Raw genomic sequence first — 16,346 nt, 5'->3', positions numbered from 1 at the left:
GTCGATTGGCCTTCGGCATATCGCGCCGGTTGCGCGAGCTTGGGAGGCTCATGCTTCGGGCCATGAATTTTCAGAGCCTTCTACCGGTCAGCTTTCGGTCAGGTCTGATCTCGGCTGCACAGATAGGACAATCTCGCGGGCTTGAAAATCCGCTCGGAATCCACATTATCTGTGAAACGATTTCACAGATGGAGCGGGCGATGGACAATCGCATCGGCGAAATGCAGGTTTTTATGCGGGTCGTGGAAGCAGGCAGTTTCTCCGAGGCTGCCCGGCTCCTGCGCATGAACCCTTCGACCATCAGCAAGCTCATATCCCGTATCGAGGCGCGGCTCAGCGTGCGGCTTCTGGAACGTTCGTCCCGACGCCTGTCGCTGACGAGCGAGGGTCAGATTTACTACGAACGCAGCCAGGGATTGCTGCGCGATTTCGAGGAGGTCGAACGCGAGCTTTCGCAGGGTTCGGCAAGCACCGGCGGAACGGTGCGCGTCAATGCTTCGGTGGCGCTGGGAACGCTGGCGCTGGAGCCGCTATTGCCGGAATTTCTCTCGGCTTATCCGAATATCGTCATCGACCTCTCCCTGTCGGACGAACTGGTCGACCTTTATCTCGACCGTACCGATGTGGCTTTCCGCATCGGCACGCTGCCCAATTCCAGCATGATGGCGCGCAAGCTCGGTACGGCCCGGCGCAAGATCGTGGCGGCTCCCGCCTATCTGGAGCGCCGCGGCACGCCCATGACCGTCGATGACCTTGCCGAGCACAATTGCATCGGTTTCAATTTTCGCCGCGCTGCGCCCGTGTGGCCGCTGAAGGAAAGCGGACGCATCGTGGATCGTGCGGTCTATGGTTCTCTGCTGGCCAATAACGGGGAAACGGTCCGGCGCATGGCGGTCGCAGGTTTGGGGCTCGCCCGGATCGGCGACTATCACGCCCGGAACGACCTTGCTTCCGGCGCATTGGTGGAAGTTCTCTCGGAGGCTGTGGAGAACGACACGGAGGAAGTTCACGCGGTGTTTCTGGGCGGCGCCCGGCTGCCGCAACGGGTCCGCGTTTTCCTTGATTATGTCGTGCCGCGCCTGCAGGCCTATCTCGCGGCGCAATAGGCGCGTCTGTCGAATCACCAGCGATGCTCCTCGGGAAACGCCGGATTTCCGGGGTGAGAGGGGCGCTTTTCCGAAATTATTTTGGTTTCCGATAGCTTAACGATTTCAGCTTGTTGCTGGGGCGCGCCCGCGTGTTCACGATGAGGTGCTCCGCTTTTGTGTTGACTATTAACATTCCGTTAACCACAGTTTGTTGCAATATGTTACAAAGCGTTATCATCCTGTTGTCAGAACGAGGTGTGGATTGGACAAAAAGCGGCAGACCAGACAGCTAACCTTGCAGGCAAGGGAGAGGTCTGCCGTAGCTGACATGACGTCGTTCTGGGGGCTGATGCGCGCCTACTGGATCTCCGATCGCTGGAAGGAAGCTTGGGCTCTTACTCTCGCGATCTTTCTGATGACGGCTTTCGTGAGCAAGACTACCGTGTGGGTGGCGGAGGCTTCGGGCCTGCTCATGAATTCCATCGTCAATGTCAACACTGCGCCTGTGCAGCACCCTCTCATGACGATAGCCGCCAATGCGGGCATTCTTGTTCTGCTGATGCTGGCAAAGGACGTGATGCTGGTCGGCTCGCGCCATTTCCTGTCCACCACGCTGCATCGCAAATGGCGCAAATGGCTGAACGACCAGTTCTCCACCGCGCTGTTGAACGGCAGGCACACGCATTTCCATTTGCAGCAGGTCAGGGGCAAGGACCAGCCCGATAATATCGATCAGCGCCTGCAGGAATCGATCAAGGGCATGACCGGCGGCGCCATTGGCCTCGTAATGGGGATTGTCGGCGTGTTCCTGTCGGCTTTCTTCATCGGGCAGAAGCTGATCGAGATGTCCACCCATGTGGATGGGCTGGATTTCCTCGGCAGCTACGGCAGCGCCGTTCTGGCCTTTGCGGCAATCGTCGTCTATGTCCCGCTCGGCACGCTGGTCGCGATCAGGATCGGCAAGCGACTGGAGCGTCTCAATCTCGGCATCCAGAAAGCCGAAGGCTCCTATCGTGGTGAGTGGACGACGCTGCTGCGCCGCAGTTTCCAGATTTCTGCATCCGGCGGTGAGGCAGTGCAGCGCTCTGTCAACGACCGTCTCTACAAGGATGTCGACGGCACCTGGAACCGGCTCAACCGCTTCGATGCCGCCTATCTCGCCTTCTCGCAGGCCTATGGCTTTCTCTCGAACCGCATCGTTGCCTATATTCCGGGCCTTTTGCCCTATATGAGCGGCTCCGTCAGTTTCCGTAATTATGTAACGGGCGCTGAACTTGTCGCGGCGATGATCAATGACTGCTCATGGTTCATTCAGGTCATGCCTGCCATTGCCAATCTGCGCGCCAATGCGGGCCGTGTGACCGGTCTGGCGCAGGCCATCGAGAATGTTCAGGAACCTGCGGAGTTCTACAGCCGGTCGGGCATCAATCGTTTCGCCTTCGCGCAGCAGCATCCGCGCTTCGGCCTGTCCGTGCGCAATCTCACACTTATGCAAGGACCGGACAGTGAAGCACCGTTCCTGCGCTCCGGCGTGATCAATATTCGCGCGGGCGACTGGGTTTACATGCGCGGCGAATCCGGTTCCGGCAAAACTTCATTCATGAAGGCGCTCAACGGCCTTTGGCCCTATGGAACCGGCGATATCATCTATCCGCAGAACGCGACCTCGCTTTATGCGACGCAGGAGGCCAAGTTTCCTTCCGTAACGCTGAAACAGCTTGTCGCCCTGCCTGCCGATGAAGACCGGTTCAGCGACCTTGCTGTCGCGGCCGTCCTGCACGAGGCGGGACTGGGCGAATTCATCGAACGCATGAACGATGCGGATGCCGATGGCGCGCCGTGGGACATGATCCTCTCTGGCGGCCAGAAGCAGAAAATCGTGCTGGCGCGCATTCTCCTGCACAAGCCGTCGATCATCTTCCTCGATGAAGCGACCGGGGCGCTCGATCCGGCTGCGAAGACGCGGTTCCATGAGGCGCTGAAGACGCGCTGCCCGCAGGCCATCGTCATCAGCATCATGCATGAGGACAAGCTGCCGCTGCTGGAAAACGGCCAGAATGTCTATTCACACGTACTGGATATCCGCAACGGCTATGTCTCGCTGCGTCCCGTTCATTTCGATACGCTGCCGGATATCGCTGCCGAAACCGCCCTCATCGCCGCCGAATAGAGCCTTTCGCTCCGGGCATAACAGCGTAAGGTTGCATTAGTCCAAATTTGGACTATATTCTGATCTGGACGATCGGAGGCAATCATGGCGCGAAACAAGGCAGTGCTGGAAACCAACATAGGCAAGGGACCGGATATTCTCGATGCCGCCCGCTTCGCTCCTCACTCGCGCAAGCGGTTGAGCGGGCCGGGTCTCCGCACCTTCCTGACCATCGCCGATTGGTGGGGGCTGGACGAACAGCAGCGGCTGATGGTTCTGGGCCTGCCTTCCCGGTCGACCTATTACAATTGGGTGAAGGCGGTACGCGAGCGCCGCGATATCACGCTCGATGTTGATGTGCTGATGCGCCTGTCTGCGGTGCTCGGCATCCATCAGGCGCTTGGGGTGCTTTATCCCGACGAAAGGGCCGGTATTCGCTGGCTGCACACGCCCAACCAGGCTGGCGTCTTTGGCGGGCATCCACCGTTGCAACTGGTGACGAGCGGGCTTCAGGACGGGTTGCTGACGGTCCGCCGCTTTCTGGATGCGGCGCGCGGCGGGCTTTATATGGAGCCGAATGAACTGGATCGCGCGTTCAAACCCTATCGCGATGAAGATGTGGTGTTTTCGTGAAGCGCAGTCCTGCACCGCAGCCGAGCTATCGCCTGATCCCGTCGCGCTTTCCGCCCGTCGGCCTCTTCGACACGGTTGCCACGGCTGCCGATCTGGAAGCGGTGATGGAGCTGGCGGGATGGACGAATGATCGCCTTCTGGCCGAGCGATTGCAGCGCCTTCCCCGCGAGGAGTGGGTGTTCGGCAGGCCCAATTCAAGCATCGTCATGGCGACTTTCCTCCATGTCGCGCCGGGCGGCATGCGCTTCAACGGGCCGGAGCTAGGCGCATGGTATGCGGCAGCGCGGCTTACCACATCCGTCATCGAGGTTGCGCATCACATGCGTCGCGAAGCGGTTGCGACACAGCAGGACGGTCTCGCCCGCACCTTCCGGGTCTATACTGCCAAACTGGAAGAGGAGTTCGTCGATATATGCGGTGAGCAGGCAGCGCTGCCTGCCGTCTACGACCCGGCAGATTATGCCGCGTCGCAGAAGTTCGGCGAGGAAATGCGCAAGGGCGGCGAGTTCGGGATTTTGTTCGACAGCCTGCGCCACCAAGGCGGCATCAATGCTGTTGCCTTTCGCCCGAGCAGGATCGCGGATGTTACGCAGAGCGATCACTATGAAATCACGGTCGAAAGGGCATCCAACCGCATTCTGGCGAAAAAACTGAGCGCCTGAGGAGGCAGGTGTCGCCTGCCTCGTTCATCCGCTATGACCAGCCATATTCCTCATCGAGATCCTGAAATTTTTTCAGGTCAACGATATCGCAATATTGCTGATAGGTGATCATGTCGCCCGCGCGGGCCTTCGGCGTCCCGTCACGTTTCAGCACCGACAGCGTGTCGCTCACCGCTTTCACTGCCGAAAACAGCGTGGACAGCGCATAGAACACGACGTTGAAACCCATCTGTTCGAGATTGGCGGCTGTCAGGGCCACGGTTTCGTTGCCATCGACAATGCTGACGACCTTCGGTCCTTCGACATGCCGGGCAACGGTTTCGATTTCCGCGATGGTCTTGATGCCATCGACAAAAACGAGATCGACACCCGTATCCTGATACATTTTCGCGCGGCGAATGGCTTCTTCCGCACCGGCCGCAGGCATGGCGTCGGTGCGGGCGATGAGGAGAAGGTCCTTGTCGGCCCGCGCCGCGATGGCACATTTGAGACGACGTACATTTTCTTCCGCCGGGATCAGTCGGATACCGGCAAGCTGGCCGCAGCGTTTCGGCGCCATCTGGTCTTCAAGATGAATGGCTGCCACACCGGACTGGATATATTCCTCCACCGTGCGAACGATATTGGCCGGGCCTCCATAGCCCGTATCCGCATCGGCGATGACGGGAATATCCACCACGCGGGTCATATCCCGTGCATGGGTCGTCATCTCGGTCTGGGTGAGAAGGCCAAGATCGGGCGTGCCGAGACGGCTTGCCGTCGCGCCGAACCCGGTCATGTAGATGGCCGGAAATCCCGCCTGCTGCACGAGGCGGGCGGTCAGCGGATCAGGCGCTCCCGGCGCCTGAACGATGTGGCCGGTTTCGATGAGGTTTTTCAGGGCTTTGGCCTGTGTCATCGTCGTCTCCTAGAACATTTCCAGCAAAAAATGAGAAACGGTTCTGCGCTGGATAATGCGACAAAACAAATAGTGAGAGTGGCTCCGGCGATCCTGTTAAAACAGCAACCGCTCTATCGTCCGCCTGAAACATCAAGCACGACGCCGGTGATATAGGCCGCGCCCGGCGACAGCAGCCAGATGGCCGCGTCGGCAACTTCATCGGCGGTTCCAAGCCGTTTCAGCGGAATGAGGTCCGCCATCTTTGCGATGCTGGCCGGATCTGCGAATACGTCTTTCTGGATTTCCGTGTTGATGACGCCGGGGGCGAGAGCGTTGACGCGGATTTCCGGCGCGAGTTCCTTGGCGAGCGCATAGGTATAGGACGCGATAGCGCCCTTGGTCGTGGCGTAGGCGATATTGCCGACCATGCCGCCGGTGCGCCCTGCGATGGAAGAAAGGCCCACCACGGATTTGTTCGGCCTGGCTCCCGGATTGTTGAGGAAAGCACTGGAAACGTAGAACACGCTTTTCAGGTTGACGGCCAGAACCCTGTCCAGCTCGTCCGCATCGAAATCCTTCACGGTCATGCGCTGGCCGATGATGCCTGCATTATTGACCAGATGGTCGATGCCGCCCCATCTGGTGCCGATGTCTTGCGCTGCGCGGTCAACCGCGGCCTTGTCCGAAACATCCACAAGGGCCGTCAGAACCTGCTCGCCGTGCCTTTCCGCCATTTCCTCAAGGCGCGCGCCGTTCACGTCCCAAAGCACGACCCGCGCCTTGAGCGGGATGAGCTTTTCGGCAATCGCCTTGCCGATGCCGGATGCGCCGCCGGTGACGAGCACCACGCGGTCCACGAAGAAATCGGTCGGGAACGCTGGCGGGGCGTTGTATGCGGTCATGAATTATCTCCTCCTCGAAAACGAACGCCGCAGCGCGCTCATGGATCGCCGATGAGAATCCCTGGGACTCGACCATATGGCGACGGTGACTTTAAAAGCCATGTGAGCGGCAATCTGTCAATCTGAGGTACAAGATTTTGTATGCTACTTGTAAAGTGATTGTTGCCGGGCTAATCATTGCAATGGAGCGAGGCGACAATGACCGGAATTGCGCCGATGGGCATCCGTGCGGGGTTGTCCGTTCGGGAAACCCTGTCCGACTGGTCCGGTCAACTTTCCGCCGAAGCTCCAAACGGGAGGCGCGCACTACCGCGTGACAGCTTCCGCAACGATTATTGCATGCCGCTCATGCTGGGACATGGGCGGAGATCTGGGAGGATATCGTGGTCAATTCCACTGTGAGCGCGGTCGGCGCAACGCCCGACCTGCGCGACAGCACCATTCGCAAGCTCAATCTGCGGATCGTTCTGTTCTGCTTCATCTGCTTCATCGTCAACTATCTCGATCGGGTGAATATCGGCTATGCCGCGCTTCACATGAACAACGATATCGGCCTGACACCCTATATGTTCGGCGTCGGCGCGGGCATCTTCTTCATCGGCTACATGCTGTTCGAAGTGCCGAGCAACATGATGCTGCACAAGCTCGGCTCGCGCGTCTGGATAGCGCGCATCATGGTCACGTGGGGGCTCGTGTCCTGCGCCATGGCTTTCGTGCAGGGGCCGGTTTCGTTCTACATCCTGCGCTTCCTGCTGGGCGTTGCGGAGGCCGGTTTCGCGCCGGGCGTTCTGCTTTATCTCACCTATTGGTTCCCGGCCAAGGAACGCGGCCGCGCAACGGCGCTGTTCATGACGGCAACCGTACTTTCCATCGTCGTCGGCGCGCCATTCTCCGGCTGGCTGATGGATGCCGGCGAGGGGCTTTTCGGCCTGCATGGCTGGCAGGCAATGTTCATTCTTGAAGGGCTTCCCGCCGTGATCCTCGGCGTCGTGACGTTCTTCTATCTGGTCGATAGTCCGGAAAAGGACAAGCACTGGCTGAACCCGGATGAACGCGCCTGGCTGATGGCTGAACTTGCCAGGGAAAATCAGGGCAAGCAACCCGATACAAGGCATTCGCTGAAGGAAGTTTTCAGCGACTACCGCGTCTGGCTTCTGACGCTCGTCTATATGTTCAACGGCATTGCTGTTTATGGCGTCATCATGTGGCTGCCGCAGATCGTCAAGAGCCTTGGCGATTACAGCGCGGCCCAGACGGGGCTTATTTCCGCCATTCCGTTCGTGTTCGCAGCCATCGGGCTTGTGGTGATCTCGCGCAGTTCGGACCGTACCGGTGAACGCAAGATACATACGGCGATTGCGGGTCTGTTCGGCGGCGTGTTCCTTGCCGCCAGTGCGCTGTCTCCATCACCGGTCCTGAGCCTCGTGCTCCTGTCGGTCTGCGCCTTCTTCCTCTGGTCCTATCTGGGCGTGTTCTGGACGCTGCCGACCCAGTTCCTGTCGGGCGCGGCTGCCGCAGGCGGACTTGCCGCCATCAACGGCTTCGCGCAGCTTGGCGGCTTCACTGGGCCTTATCTCGTCGGCTGGGTCAAATCCACGACCGACAGCTTTTCGCTGTCGCTGCTGGCCCTGTCCATATTCCCGATAATCGGCTTCTTCCTCTGCATGAGCCTGAAAGCCAAACGGGACTGATCCGGGTGACGGGCCTGTTCTTCGATCAGGCCCGTTATCGTCACGAGTGTAATTCGAGTGCGGTTTCAACCGCTCTATACGTCGCAAGAAGGCGTCTGTAAGATTCGGACATGAGAGAGATTCGAGGCAAGAGCAAGAAGTCGCTGGCAAGCAGCATCGCGGAACGGATTCGCGGTGCGATCGTCGATGCGGAGTTTCTATTCGGTGAAAACCTCTCCGAAGACATGCTCGCTGCGGCTTTCGATGTCAGCCGTACGCCGGTGCGCGAGGCGCTCAACATTTTGCAGATGCAGGAACTGGTCCACATCGTTCCCAAGTCCGGCACCTATGTTTTCACGCCCACGCAGGAAGACATAGCCGAACTGTGTGATTTTCGCGTCGGCCTCGAAGATCAGGCCATGCGCCTGGCGCTGGTCTGCAATCGCAAGAAACTCGTTTCACAATTGAAGAAGCAGTACGATCTCATGCGTGCGGCCATAGACGACGACGATCTGCGCGCCTATGGGCGCTGTGACACCGAGTTCCATCTGGCGTTCTTCCGGGTCTGCGGCAATCGTTATCTCGCGCGCGCCTATGACAGCATTCTGGGACGTGTCGCAGCCTTGCGGACACATCTGGCAATCGGTGCCGAAGGCGAACCCGCCCGCTCCTTTGCTGACCACGCCGTCATCATCGAACTCGCCGAGGCCGATAAGCCCGGGGAACTGAGGGAAATTCTGGAAGCGCATATCATGCGCACCAAGACCAATTACCTGAATGCCTTCAGCCGGTTGCCTCGCCAGCCGGGCGACAGCCGCACGATGCGCCTGCGCCGACAATTGTCGCTGACGAACGAATAAGGTTCCCGATCAGTCTGCCCATTCCACATCGGTGGTGAAAGCGATGGTCAGCCACCGGTCCGGCCCTTCGCCCCCGAGCGCATCGCCGATTTCATCACGCAATGCATCCCATTCCTCAAGCTTTCGGGGCGGAAGATTGGGCGGAACGATGAAATAGAGTTCGATCTGCTTGCCGCGGCCGACCTTGGCGACATAAGCGCGGTATGAGAGAAAGCCGTGCTGCCTGACGAACTGTTCCGCAATGGCATCGACGTGCTTTTTGAGGTCCAGAGGCGTCACGAGGAATATGTCAGCCAATGCCTGTCTGATCGTCCCGATCGGCATCGGAATGATGACAAGACAGACGACCGCCAGAACCGCGGGATCGATATAAGGCGTCAGCCAGCCGAGTTCTGTTCCGTCGATGACATAGCCGACCGAAAAAGCGATCAAAAGCGCTGCCGTAATGCCGCCCGACATGATCCAGGCTTTGGCGTCGAGCGCGACGAAATCCGATTTCAGGGTCCGGTTTGCGCGTGTTTCTAGCAAGGCCATGCCGAGGCACGCGATCAGGGCCACGACGGCATAGAAGATCGCATAGCTGAATTCGAGGTCGCGTCCGCCATCCATCAGGCTGCCGACAGCGTTTATGAGGGCGTAGATTGCGACGCCGGTCAGCATCATGCCGTTGAGGCCAAGCACCATTGGTTCCAGATGCCAGAAACCCATCGTGAAGCGATCACGCAGTTTTCCGCGGGGTTGTTCCGGCAGGGCCGAGAGTGCGATGAGACGCGAGACGAGAAGGGCAAGTCCGCTCATGGCTGCGTCGGCAAGCATGTAAACGCCGTCGAATACTATAGAAAATGAGCCGGATAACAGGCCGAAGACGACGCCGAAACCAGCAACCAGAATAGTAACCGCTATTGATAGTTGAAGAATAGATTGTTCACTGCGCAATTTGTACTCCGATTTAAACCACATGCAACGCGGTTTGGCTTCGGAGTGCGCTTCTTCAAGCGCCGAGCCAATTCCGCGTTGCACGGCAAATCTACACCGGCAGCGTGAAACTGGCAAATCGTGTCAGCTATTCGATATTTTCAGGCCCATTCCGGTACGCGGGTGGCCGATTCCCGCAGGATGAGCTCGACCGGCCATAATTCATGGATATCGGATGCGGCGCGTCCGTCGAGTATGTCCATCAGGAGGTCGGCGCAACGTTTGCCGGCTGCGCGCATGGACGAGCGTGTCGCGGTCAGCGAGGGGACCATATTGTCGGCGCTCAGAAACGAGATGACGTCATCGTGGGCGATGACGGAAATATCCTTGCCGATGGTCAGGCCGAAGGAGCGCGCCGCCCGGTATATGCCAAGCGCGGTCATCATGGAACCGGCAACGAATGCAGTCGGGCGGGGGTCGCGCTCCAACAGCTTGCGGGCGAGACGATAGCCGATTTCATCGGTGAAATCGCCGTGCTGGACGAGATCTGGGTCGAAGGCGATGCCTCTGCTTTCGAGGGCTTTGCGGTAGCCTTCGTCACGGTGAAGCGAGAAGGTGAAGCCGTAGCGGCCATTGATCATGGCGATGCGCCGATGGCCGAGATCGAGCAGATGGGCAGTCGAGCGATAGACCGCCCCTTCATTGTCGATGTCGAGCCAGGCGTGCGGAATGCCGGTTTCGGAACGTCCGTGCACGAGAAAAGGCATGCCCAGTTCATGCAGCATGCGGATGCGCTCGTCGTTTGGCTTGGGAGAGGTCACGATGATAGCATCGACGCGATGGCTGGTGGCGAGCCGTCTGCACAGTTGCACTTCGTCATCGGTTCCGTTGTTGGCAATCGGGCTGACAAGAATATCGACTTCATCCTGGCAAAGCCGTTCCGCCATGCCCCGCATGAACTCGGCGAAATGAAACTCGCTGTTGCGTCCCATCACGACACCGATTGCACCGGCGCGACCGGTCACCAGCCTGACCGCGTTGACGTTGGGGCGGTAACCAAGGCGCACAGCCTCGTCCATCACCCGCTTGCGCGTGCTTTCCGCCACTTCGGGATAGCCGCTCAACGCCCGGCTGACGGTCGTGGCCGAAAGGCCCAGATGTTTGGCGAATTCACGGAGCTTCATTTGGCTTTCGAATTATACAGGCAGGCAAGGCGGCGGATTATAGCCGCTTCCCTGCGATTAACAATTGGTCGGCTGAGTTCTTTGATACGCTGCAAGATATAGGGTGCACGAAAACCAAACCGATTTCAAGTTTGTTTGAATTCTTACTCCTGCATGCTGCAACGAAACCGAGCCCGAAATGCTGATCAACAACGAAATGAATCCATAACCCTTTGAATTATCGTGCTCAGACGTTCGGAAATGCGTAAATAGGGTCCGCTCCGGATTCTGCTGCTTGACAGAAATGCGGTCCTCTGCAACCTTTTCGTCATCCAAACCGTTTTCGATTTTATCAAACCGCTTACAGAATGGATGGGAGGAGGGAACTATGAAGGTTTTTCAAGGTGTGCTCGCAGCGGGCGTGGCGCTTGGTCTGGCGACGGTGAGCGCCCATGCGGTGGAGATTTCCATCGCCGCCAATTCGACGGGCAACAACATCAAGTTTCTGCAGGAGCAGATCGTCAAGTTCGAGAAAGATACCGGCAACAAGGTCAATATCGTCTCGATGCCGCCGTCGAGCAGCGAGCAGTTCAGCCAGTATCGCCTTTGGCTGGCAGCCGGTAACGCTGATATCGACGTTTACCAGACCGACGTGGTCTGGGCGCCGCAACTGTCGGACCAGTTTGTCGATCTGACAGAGGCGACCAAGGACGTGACCGGCGCTCACTTTCCTTCCATCATCGCCTCGCAGACGGTGAACGGCAAGCTGGTTGCGCTGCCATTCTATACCGACGCGCCAGCGCTTTTCTATCGCAAGGATCTGCTCGAAAAATACAATAAGCAGGTTCCAAAGACCTGGGACGAAATGACGGCAACCGCCAAGGAAATCATGGACAAGGAGCGAGCGGAAGGAAAGTCCGACCTCTGGGGCTTTGTATTTCAGGGTAATGCCTATGAAGGCCTGACCTGCAACGCGCTCGAGTGGGTCAAGTCGTCGGGCGGCGGCCAGATTGTCGAAGCCGATGGCACCATTTCCATCAACAATGAAAAGGCGGCGGCGGCCATCGACCGCGCCAAGGGCTGGATCGGCTCAATTTCGCCGCAGGGCGCGCTTGCCTATCAGGAAGAGGAATCGCGCGGTGTCTGGCAGACCGGCAATGCCGTGTTCATGCGCAACTGGCCTTATGCCTATGCGCTCGGCAACAGTGCCGATAGCGGCGTGAAAGGCAAGTTCGACGTGGCGCCATTGCCTGCCGGGGCGGAGGGCGATGCACCTTCCTCGACGCTGGGCGGCTGGAACCTTGCCGTTTCAAAATATTCCACCAAGCAGGATGCAGCCATCGCGCTGGTCAAATATCTGGCCTCGCCGGAAGTGCAGAAGGTGCAGGCGATAGAGATTTCGCGCCTGCCGACCATCGAAGCGCTTTATGATGACAAGGATGTCATTGCAGCCCAGCCTTTCATGGCCAACTGGAAGCCGATTTTCCAGAATGCCGTGCCGCGCCCGTCTGCTGCGACAAAAGTAAAATACAATGAAGTCTCATCGAAATTCTGGACGGCGGTGCACAAGACGCTTTCGGGCAACGGCACGGCTGCGGAGAATCTCGAAATGCTTGAGGTCGAGCTGACCGAGCTGGAAGGCTCCGGCTGGTAGCCCCGTCAAGCCGCGTTCGGGCGGCCTCCCAAGCCCCTTTAGGGCAGTCCGAACGCTCCAATCTCCCTGAGCACGACCAAGAGTGGGATCATGACGGAGACTTCTCTCGATATTTCGGGGAATTCGGCCACGAACAGCCGGGTTCATTCCGATCTGCGCGCGCAGCGTATCAGGTCAGCCTGGCTGTTTCTTGCGCCCACGCTGGCGGTACTGGCGCTGGTGGCAGGCTGGCCGCTGCTTCGGACTGTCTATTTCAGTTTCACCAATGCATCCCTGACGAGCCTTGGCACGGCGGAATTCGTCGGCTTCAACAATTATCTGTCATGGGTGACGCTGAAAAGCGGGCGCACCGTCTATCGTGGTCTGCTGGCTGACCCCGCCTGGTGGGGCGCGGTCTGGAATACGATCCGGTTCACCGTTCTGTCGGTCAGTCTGGAAACTGTCTTCGGATTGATCGTCGCACTGGTGCTCAACGCGAACTTCCGGGGGCGCGGGCTTGTGCGCGCCGCAATCCTGATCCCCTGGGCCATCCCGACCATCGTTTCGGCCAAGATCTGGCACTGGATGCTCAACGATCAGTTCGGCATTCTCAATCATATTCTGCTCAATCTGGGGCTCATAAGCCAGAAGATCGCATGGACCGCCAATCCGGACACCGCAATGATTGCGGTTCTGATCGTCGATGTCTGGAAGACGACGCCCTTCATGGCGCTGCTCATTCTGGCCGGTTTACAGATGGTGCCAACGGATATTTACGAGGCAGCCAGGATAGATGGCGTGCACCCGCTGAAGGTGTTCTGGCGGGTGACGCTGCCGCTGATCCGTCCGGCGCTGATGGTGGCCATCATCTTCCGGATGCTGGATGCCCTGCGCATATTCGATCTCATCTATGTGCTGACGCCCAACAATGCGCAGACGAAAACCATGTCGGTCTTCGCGCGCGAAAATCTCTTCGATTTCGACAAGTTCGCCTATGGTGCGGCGGCATCGACGATGTTGTTCCTCATCATCGCGGCCATCACCGTGCTCTACATGTTCTTCGGGCGCGTCAACGTCGGCAGGGGGGACTAGCATGATGCATTATGTAAAAACCCTGGGCTTTTATCTGCTGGTGGCACTCATCATCCTGATCGCAGTGTTCCCGTTCTACTATGCGATCATCACCAGTGTGAAATCCGGAACGGCGCTGTTTCAGGTCGATTACTGGCCGACCAGTTTCTCGATTGAAAACTATGCCAGCGTGCTGACCCAGGGCAGCTTCCTGCGCAGCCTCGGCAACTCGCTCATGGTGGCGACCGTGGTGGTGGCAATCTCGCTGTTGCTGGCGGTGACAGCGGCCTATGCACTGGCCCGTGTAAGTTTTCGCGGGCGAGGGCTGCTGCTTCTTACCATCCTTTCGGTGTCCATGTTCCCGCAGATCGCCGTTCTGGCAGGGCTGTTCGAGTTGATCCGCTTCCTCGGCATCTTCAACACGCCGCTGGCGCTGATCTTCTCCTATATGATCTTCACACTGCCGTTCACGGTCTGGGTTCTCACCACCTTCATGCGCGACCTGCCGGTCGAGATCGAAGAAGCCGCCATCGTGGACGGCGCATCACCATGGGTCATCATCACGCGGGTTTTCATGCCGCTCATGTGGCCCGCGCTGGTGACGACCGGGCTGCTCGCCTTCATCTCGGCGTGGAACGAGTTCCTGTTTGCGCTCACCTTCACCTCCTCGGGCAGCCAGCGCACCGTGCCGGTGGCCATCGCGCTTCTGTCCGGCGGCAGTCAATTTGAAATCCCATGGGGCAACATCATGGCGGCTTCCGTCATCGTGACGGTTCCCCTCGTCATCCTCGTGCTCATCTTCCAGCGGCGGATCGTGTCCGGTCTGACGGCAGGCGGCGTAAAGGGTTAGGTACAACCATGGCAGAGCTTCAATTGCGCGATGTGCGCAAATCTTTCGGCAATTTCGAGGTCATCCGGGGCGTGGACATGGATATCCGGCCCGGCGAGTTCATGGTTTTCGTCGGCCCTTCCGGCTGCGGCAAGTCCACGCTGCTGCGCCTCATTGCCGGGCTGGAGGAAATCTCCTCGGGCAGTCTTTCCATTGACGGAACGGTGGTCAACAGCTTTGCGCCGTCGAAGCGCGGTATCGCCATGGTGTTCCAGTCCTATGCGCTTTATCCGCATATGACGGTCTATGAAAACATGGCCTTCGGCATGCAGCTTGCGGGCAAGGACAAGCAGGAATGCAAGGCCCGGATTCAGGCCGCCGCGGAGATGCTGCAACTCACACCTTATCTGGAGCGCCTGCCGCGTCAGCTTTCGGGCGGCCAGCGCCAGCGTGTCGCGATTGGCCGCGCCATTGTGCGCGATCCGAAGGTTTTCCTCTTCGACGAACCCTTGTCCAACCTCGATGCGGCACTACGTGTGGCTACAAGGCTTGAGATCGCCAAGCTCCACGAGAGCATGGAAGACACCACCATGATCTATGTGACGCACGATCAGGTGGAGGCGATGACCCTGGCTGACCGCATCTGCGTGCTGCGCGATGGACGCGTGGAGCAGATCGGAACGCCGCTTGAGCTTTACGAAAAGCCGAATTCGCTTTTCGTCGCCGGGTTCATCGGGTCGCCGAAAATGAACTTCCTGACCGGCAGCTATAGTGAGCCTTTCGGGGCGCATACGGTGGGTCTGCGCCCCGAACACCTCGCCATCGTTGCCGAGGGAGGCCACTGGACCGGTCGGGTGATTCATAGCGAAATCCTCGGTTCCGATACCTATGTCTATATCGATCTCGGCCTGGAGGAGCCGCTGGTGGTCCGCGAAAGCGGCGTGGCAGCGCGTAAATCAGGCGAGACGCTCTCGGTTTCCCCCTTGGGGGACGACATTCATCGCTTCGATGAAAAGGGCCGCGCCGTCTGACGCCGACCTCCCAAGCTCAACGACACATGAGACAAATGGGCGGTGACGCCCGCAGCAAGGAGAATATTCGTGCCTATTCGTACAATCGTCTGGGGTGAAAACATTCACGAGCAGATCAATGAAACCGTGCGTTCGGTTTATCCGGACGGTATGCACAACACCATCGCAGGCGCGCTGAATGAGGACAGTGCCATCGAAGCGACGACCGCCACCTTGCAGGAGCCTGAGCACGGCCTGACCGAAGAGCGTCTTGCCGAAACGGACGTGCTGGTCTGGTGGGGGCACAAGGACCATGGCGGCGTCAGCGACGAGGTTGTGGAGCGCGTGGCAAGGCGCGTCTTTGAAGGCATGGGCCTGATCGTGCTCCATTCAGGGCATTTCTCCAAGATATTCAAGCGGCTGATGGGAACGCCCTGCGCGCTGAAATGGCGCGAGGCGGGTGAGCGCGAGCGGCTCTGGGTAGTCAATCGCGGCCATCCGATCACACAGGGGCTGGATGAGAATTTCGTGCTGGAGAACGAGGAAATGTACGGGGAGCAGTTCTCCGTGCCGGAACCGCTCGAAACGGTTTTAATCTCGTGGTTCGCCGGCGGTGAAGTCTTCCGGTCGGGGATGACCTGGCGGCGCGGTGCAGGCAATGTGTTCTATTTCCGTCCCGGTCACGAGACCTATCCTACCTATCACGATGCGAATGTGCGGACAGTCCTGCGCAATTCGGTGAAATGGGCCTATAATCCGCAACCGGCATGGGCGGGCATCCATACCGCGCCGAATGTCCCGGTGGACCAGGCGCCGGAGCCGATCGTGGAGCGTGGTCCGAAATTGCACAAGCCGGGCGAAGCCGGCTATCGCTGAGGTGC

At 58.8% G+C, this 16,346-nt stretch carries 15 protein-coding genes; 11 read left to right on the top strand and 4 right to left on the bottom strand.

From position 1 onward, the window contains the following. Positions 1-200 precede the first annotated feature (200 nt). The 4 genes from ABWW28_RS02305 (at position 201) to ABWW28_RS02290 (ending at position 4,532) form a co-directional block, all read left to right on the top strand. Complete coding sequence (locus tag ABWW28_RS02305) at positions 201-1,106, top strand: LysR family transcriptional regulator (protein WP_021588225.1); 906 nt, start codon at positions 201-203, stop codon at positions 1,104-1,106. A 244-nt stretch (positions 1,107-1,350) separates the two neighbouring features. Continuing rightward, positions 1,351-3,258 (top strand): ABC transporter ATP-binding protein/permease, encoded by a 1,908-nt coding sequence (locus tag ABWW28_RS02300; protein ID WP_025092099.1) that lies wholly within the window; start codon positions 1,351-1,353, stop codon positions 3,256-3,258. An 84-nt stretch (positions 3,259-3,342) separates the two neighbouring features. Then, positions 3,343-3,870: an MbcA/ParS/Xre antitoxin family protein gene (locus ABWW28_RS02295; protein WP_025092098.1), complete on the top strand. Its 528-nt coding sequence runs from the start codon at positions 3,343-3,345 to the stop codon at positions 3,868-3,870. Beyond that, the gene (locus tag ABWW28_RS02290; RefSeq protein WP_025092097.1) at positions 3,867-4,532 is read left to right on the top strand and encodes an RES family NAD+ phosphorylase; all 666 of its coding nucleotides are present in this window, start codon (positions 3,867-3,869) and stop codon (positions 4,530-4,532) included. The genes ABWW28_RS02295 and ABWW28_RS02290 overlap by 4 nt, the downstream gene beginning before the upstream one ends. A 31-nt stretch (positions 4,533-4,563) precedes the next feature. Here ABWW28_RS02290 and ABWW28_RS02285 read toward each other — a convergent pair whose 3' ends face one another. Beyond that, the gene (locus tag ABWW28_RS02285) at positions 4,564-5,430 is read right to left on the bottom strand and encodes an isocitrate lyase/PEP mutase family protein (RefSeq protein WP_025092096.1); all 867 of its coding nucleotides are present in this window, start codon (positions 5,428-5,430) and stop codon (positions 4,564-4,566) included. A gap of 113 nt (positions 5,431-5,543) precedes the next feature. Beyond that, positions 5,544-6,314: an SDR family NAD(P)-dependent oxidoreductase gene (locus tag ABWW28_RS02280; RefSeq protein ID WP_025092095.1), complete on the bottom strand. Its 771-nt coding sequence runs from the start codon at positions 6,312-6,314 to the stop codon at positions 5,544-5,546. A gap of 383 nt (positions 6,315-6,697) precedes the next feature. Between ABWW28_RS02280 and ABWW28_RS02275 the strand changes: the two genes are divergently transcribed. Further along, positions 6,698-8,005: an MFS transporter gene (locus ABWW28_RS02275; RefSeq protein ID WP_006472460.1), complete on the top strand. Its 1,308-nt coding sequence runs from the start codon at positions 6,698-6,700 to the stop codon at positions 8,003-8,005. 110 nt (positions 8,006-8,115) lie between these two features. Next, the gene (locus tag ABWW28_RS02270; protein WP_006468413.1) at positions 8,116-8,844 is read left to right on the top strand and encodes a GntR family transcriptional regulator; all 729 of its coding nucleotides are present in this window, start codon (positions 8,116-8,118) and stop codon (positions 8,842-8,844) included. Between the two features lie 9 nt (positions 8,845-8,853). Here the strand turns inward: ABWW28_RS02270 and ABWW28_RS02265 are convergent, their stop codons facing one another. Together ABWW28_RS02265 and ABWW28_RS02260 are read right to left on the bottom strand one after the other, a co-directional pair. Next, positions 8,854-9,780: a cation diffusion facilitator family transporter gene (locus ABWW28_RS02265; RefSeq protein WP_025092094.1), complete on the bottom strand. Its 927-nt coding sequence runs from the start codon at positions 9,778-9,780 to the stop codon at positions 8,854-8,856. Positions 9,781-9,920: 140 nt separating this feature from the next. Continuing rightward, positions 9,921-10,943: a substrate-binding domain-containing protein gene (locus tag ABWW28_RS02260; protein WP_006468415.1), complete on the bottom strand. Its 1,023-nt coding sequence runs from the start codon at positions 10,941-10,943 to the stop codon at positions 9,921-9,923. Positions 10,944-11,310: 367 nt separating this feature from the next. Here ABWW28_RS02260 and ABWW28_RS02255 point away from each other — a divergent pair, with 367 nt between their 5' ends. The 5 genes from ABWW28_RS02255 (at position 11,311) to ABWW28_RS02235 (ending at position 16,341) form a co-directional block, all read left to right on the top strand. Further along, positions 11,311-12,576 carry an ABC transporter substrate-binding protein gene (locus ABWW28_RS02255; protein ID WP_006472462.1) on the top strand — a complete coding sequence of 422 codons (1,266 nt, stop codon included), beginning with the start codon at positions 11,311-11,313 and terminating at the stop codon, positions 12,574-12,576. Positions 12,577-12,666: 90 nt separating this feature from the next. After that, positions 12,667-13,647, top strand: coding sequence for a carbohydrate ABC transporter permease (locus tag ABWW28_RS02250; RefSeq protein WP_006468417.1), 981 nt, complete (start codon positions 12,667-12,669; stop codon positions 13,645-13,647). 1 nt (position 13,648) lies between these two features. After that, on the top strand, positions 13,649-14,476 hold the full coding sequence (locus ABWW28_RS02245; protein ID WP_006472464.1) for a carbohydrate ABC transporter permease: 828 nt from the start codon (positions 13,649-13,651) through the stop codon (positions 14,474-14,476). Between the two features lie 8 nt (positions 14,477-14,484). Beyond that, positions 14,485-15,486, top strand: coding sequence for an ABC transporter ATP-binding protein (locus ABWW28_RS02240; RefSeq protein ID WP_006468419.1), 1,002 nt, complete (start codon positions 14,485-14,487; stop codon positions 15,484-15,486). Positions 15,487-15,555: 69 nt separating this feature from the next. Next, positions 15,556-16,341 (top strand): ThuA domain-containing protein, encoded by a 786-nt coding sequence (locus ABWW28_RS02235; RefSeq protein ID WP_006472465.1) that lies wholly within the window; start codon positions 15,556-15,558, stop codon positions 16,339-16,341. Positions 16,342-16,346: the final 5 nt, after the last annotated feature.

It is taken from the genome of Brucella sp. NBRC 14130, assembly GCF_040371715.1.
GTDB lineage: Bacteria > Pseudomonadota > Alphaproteobacteria > Rhizobiales > Rhizobiaceae > Brucella > Brucella intermedia.
This window is presented reverse-complemented; position numbering and strand designations above follow the sequence as displayed.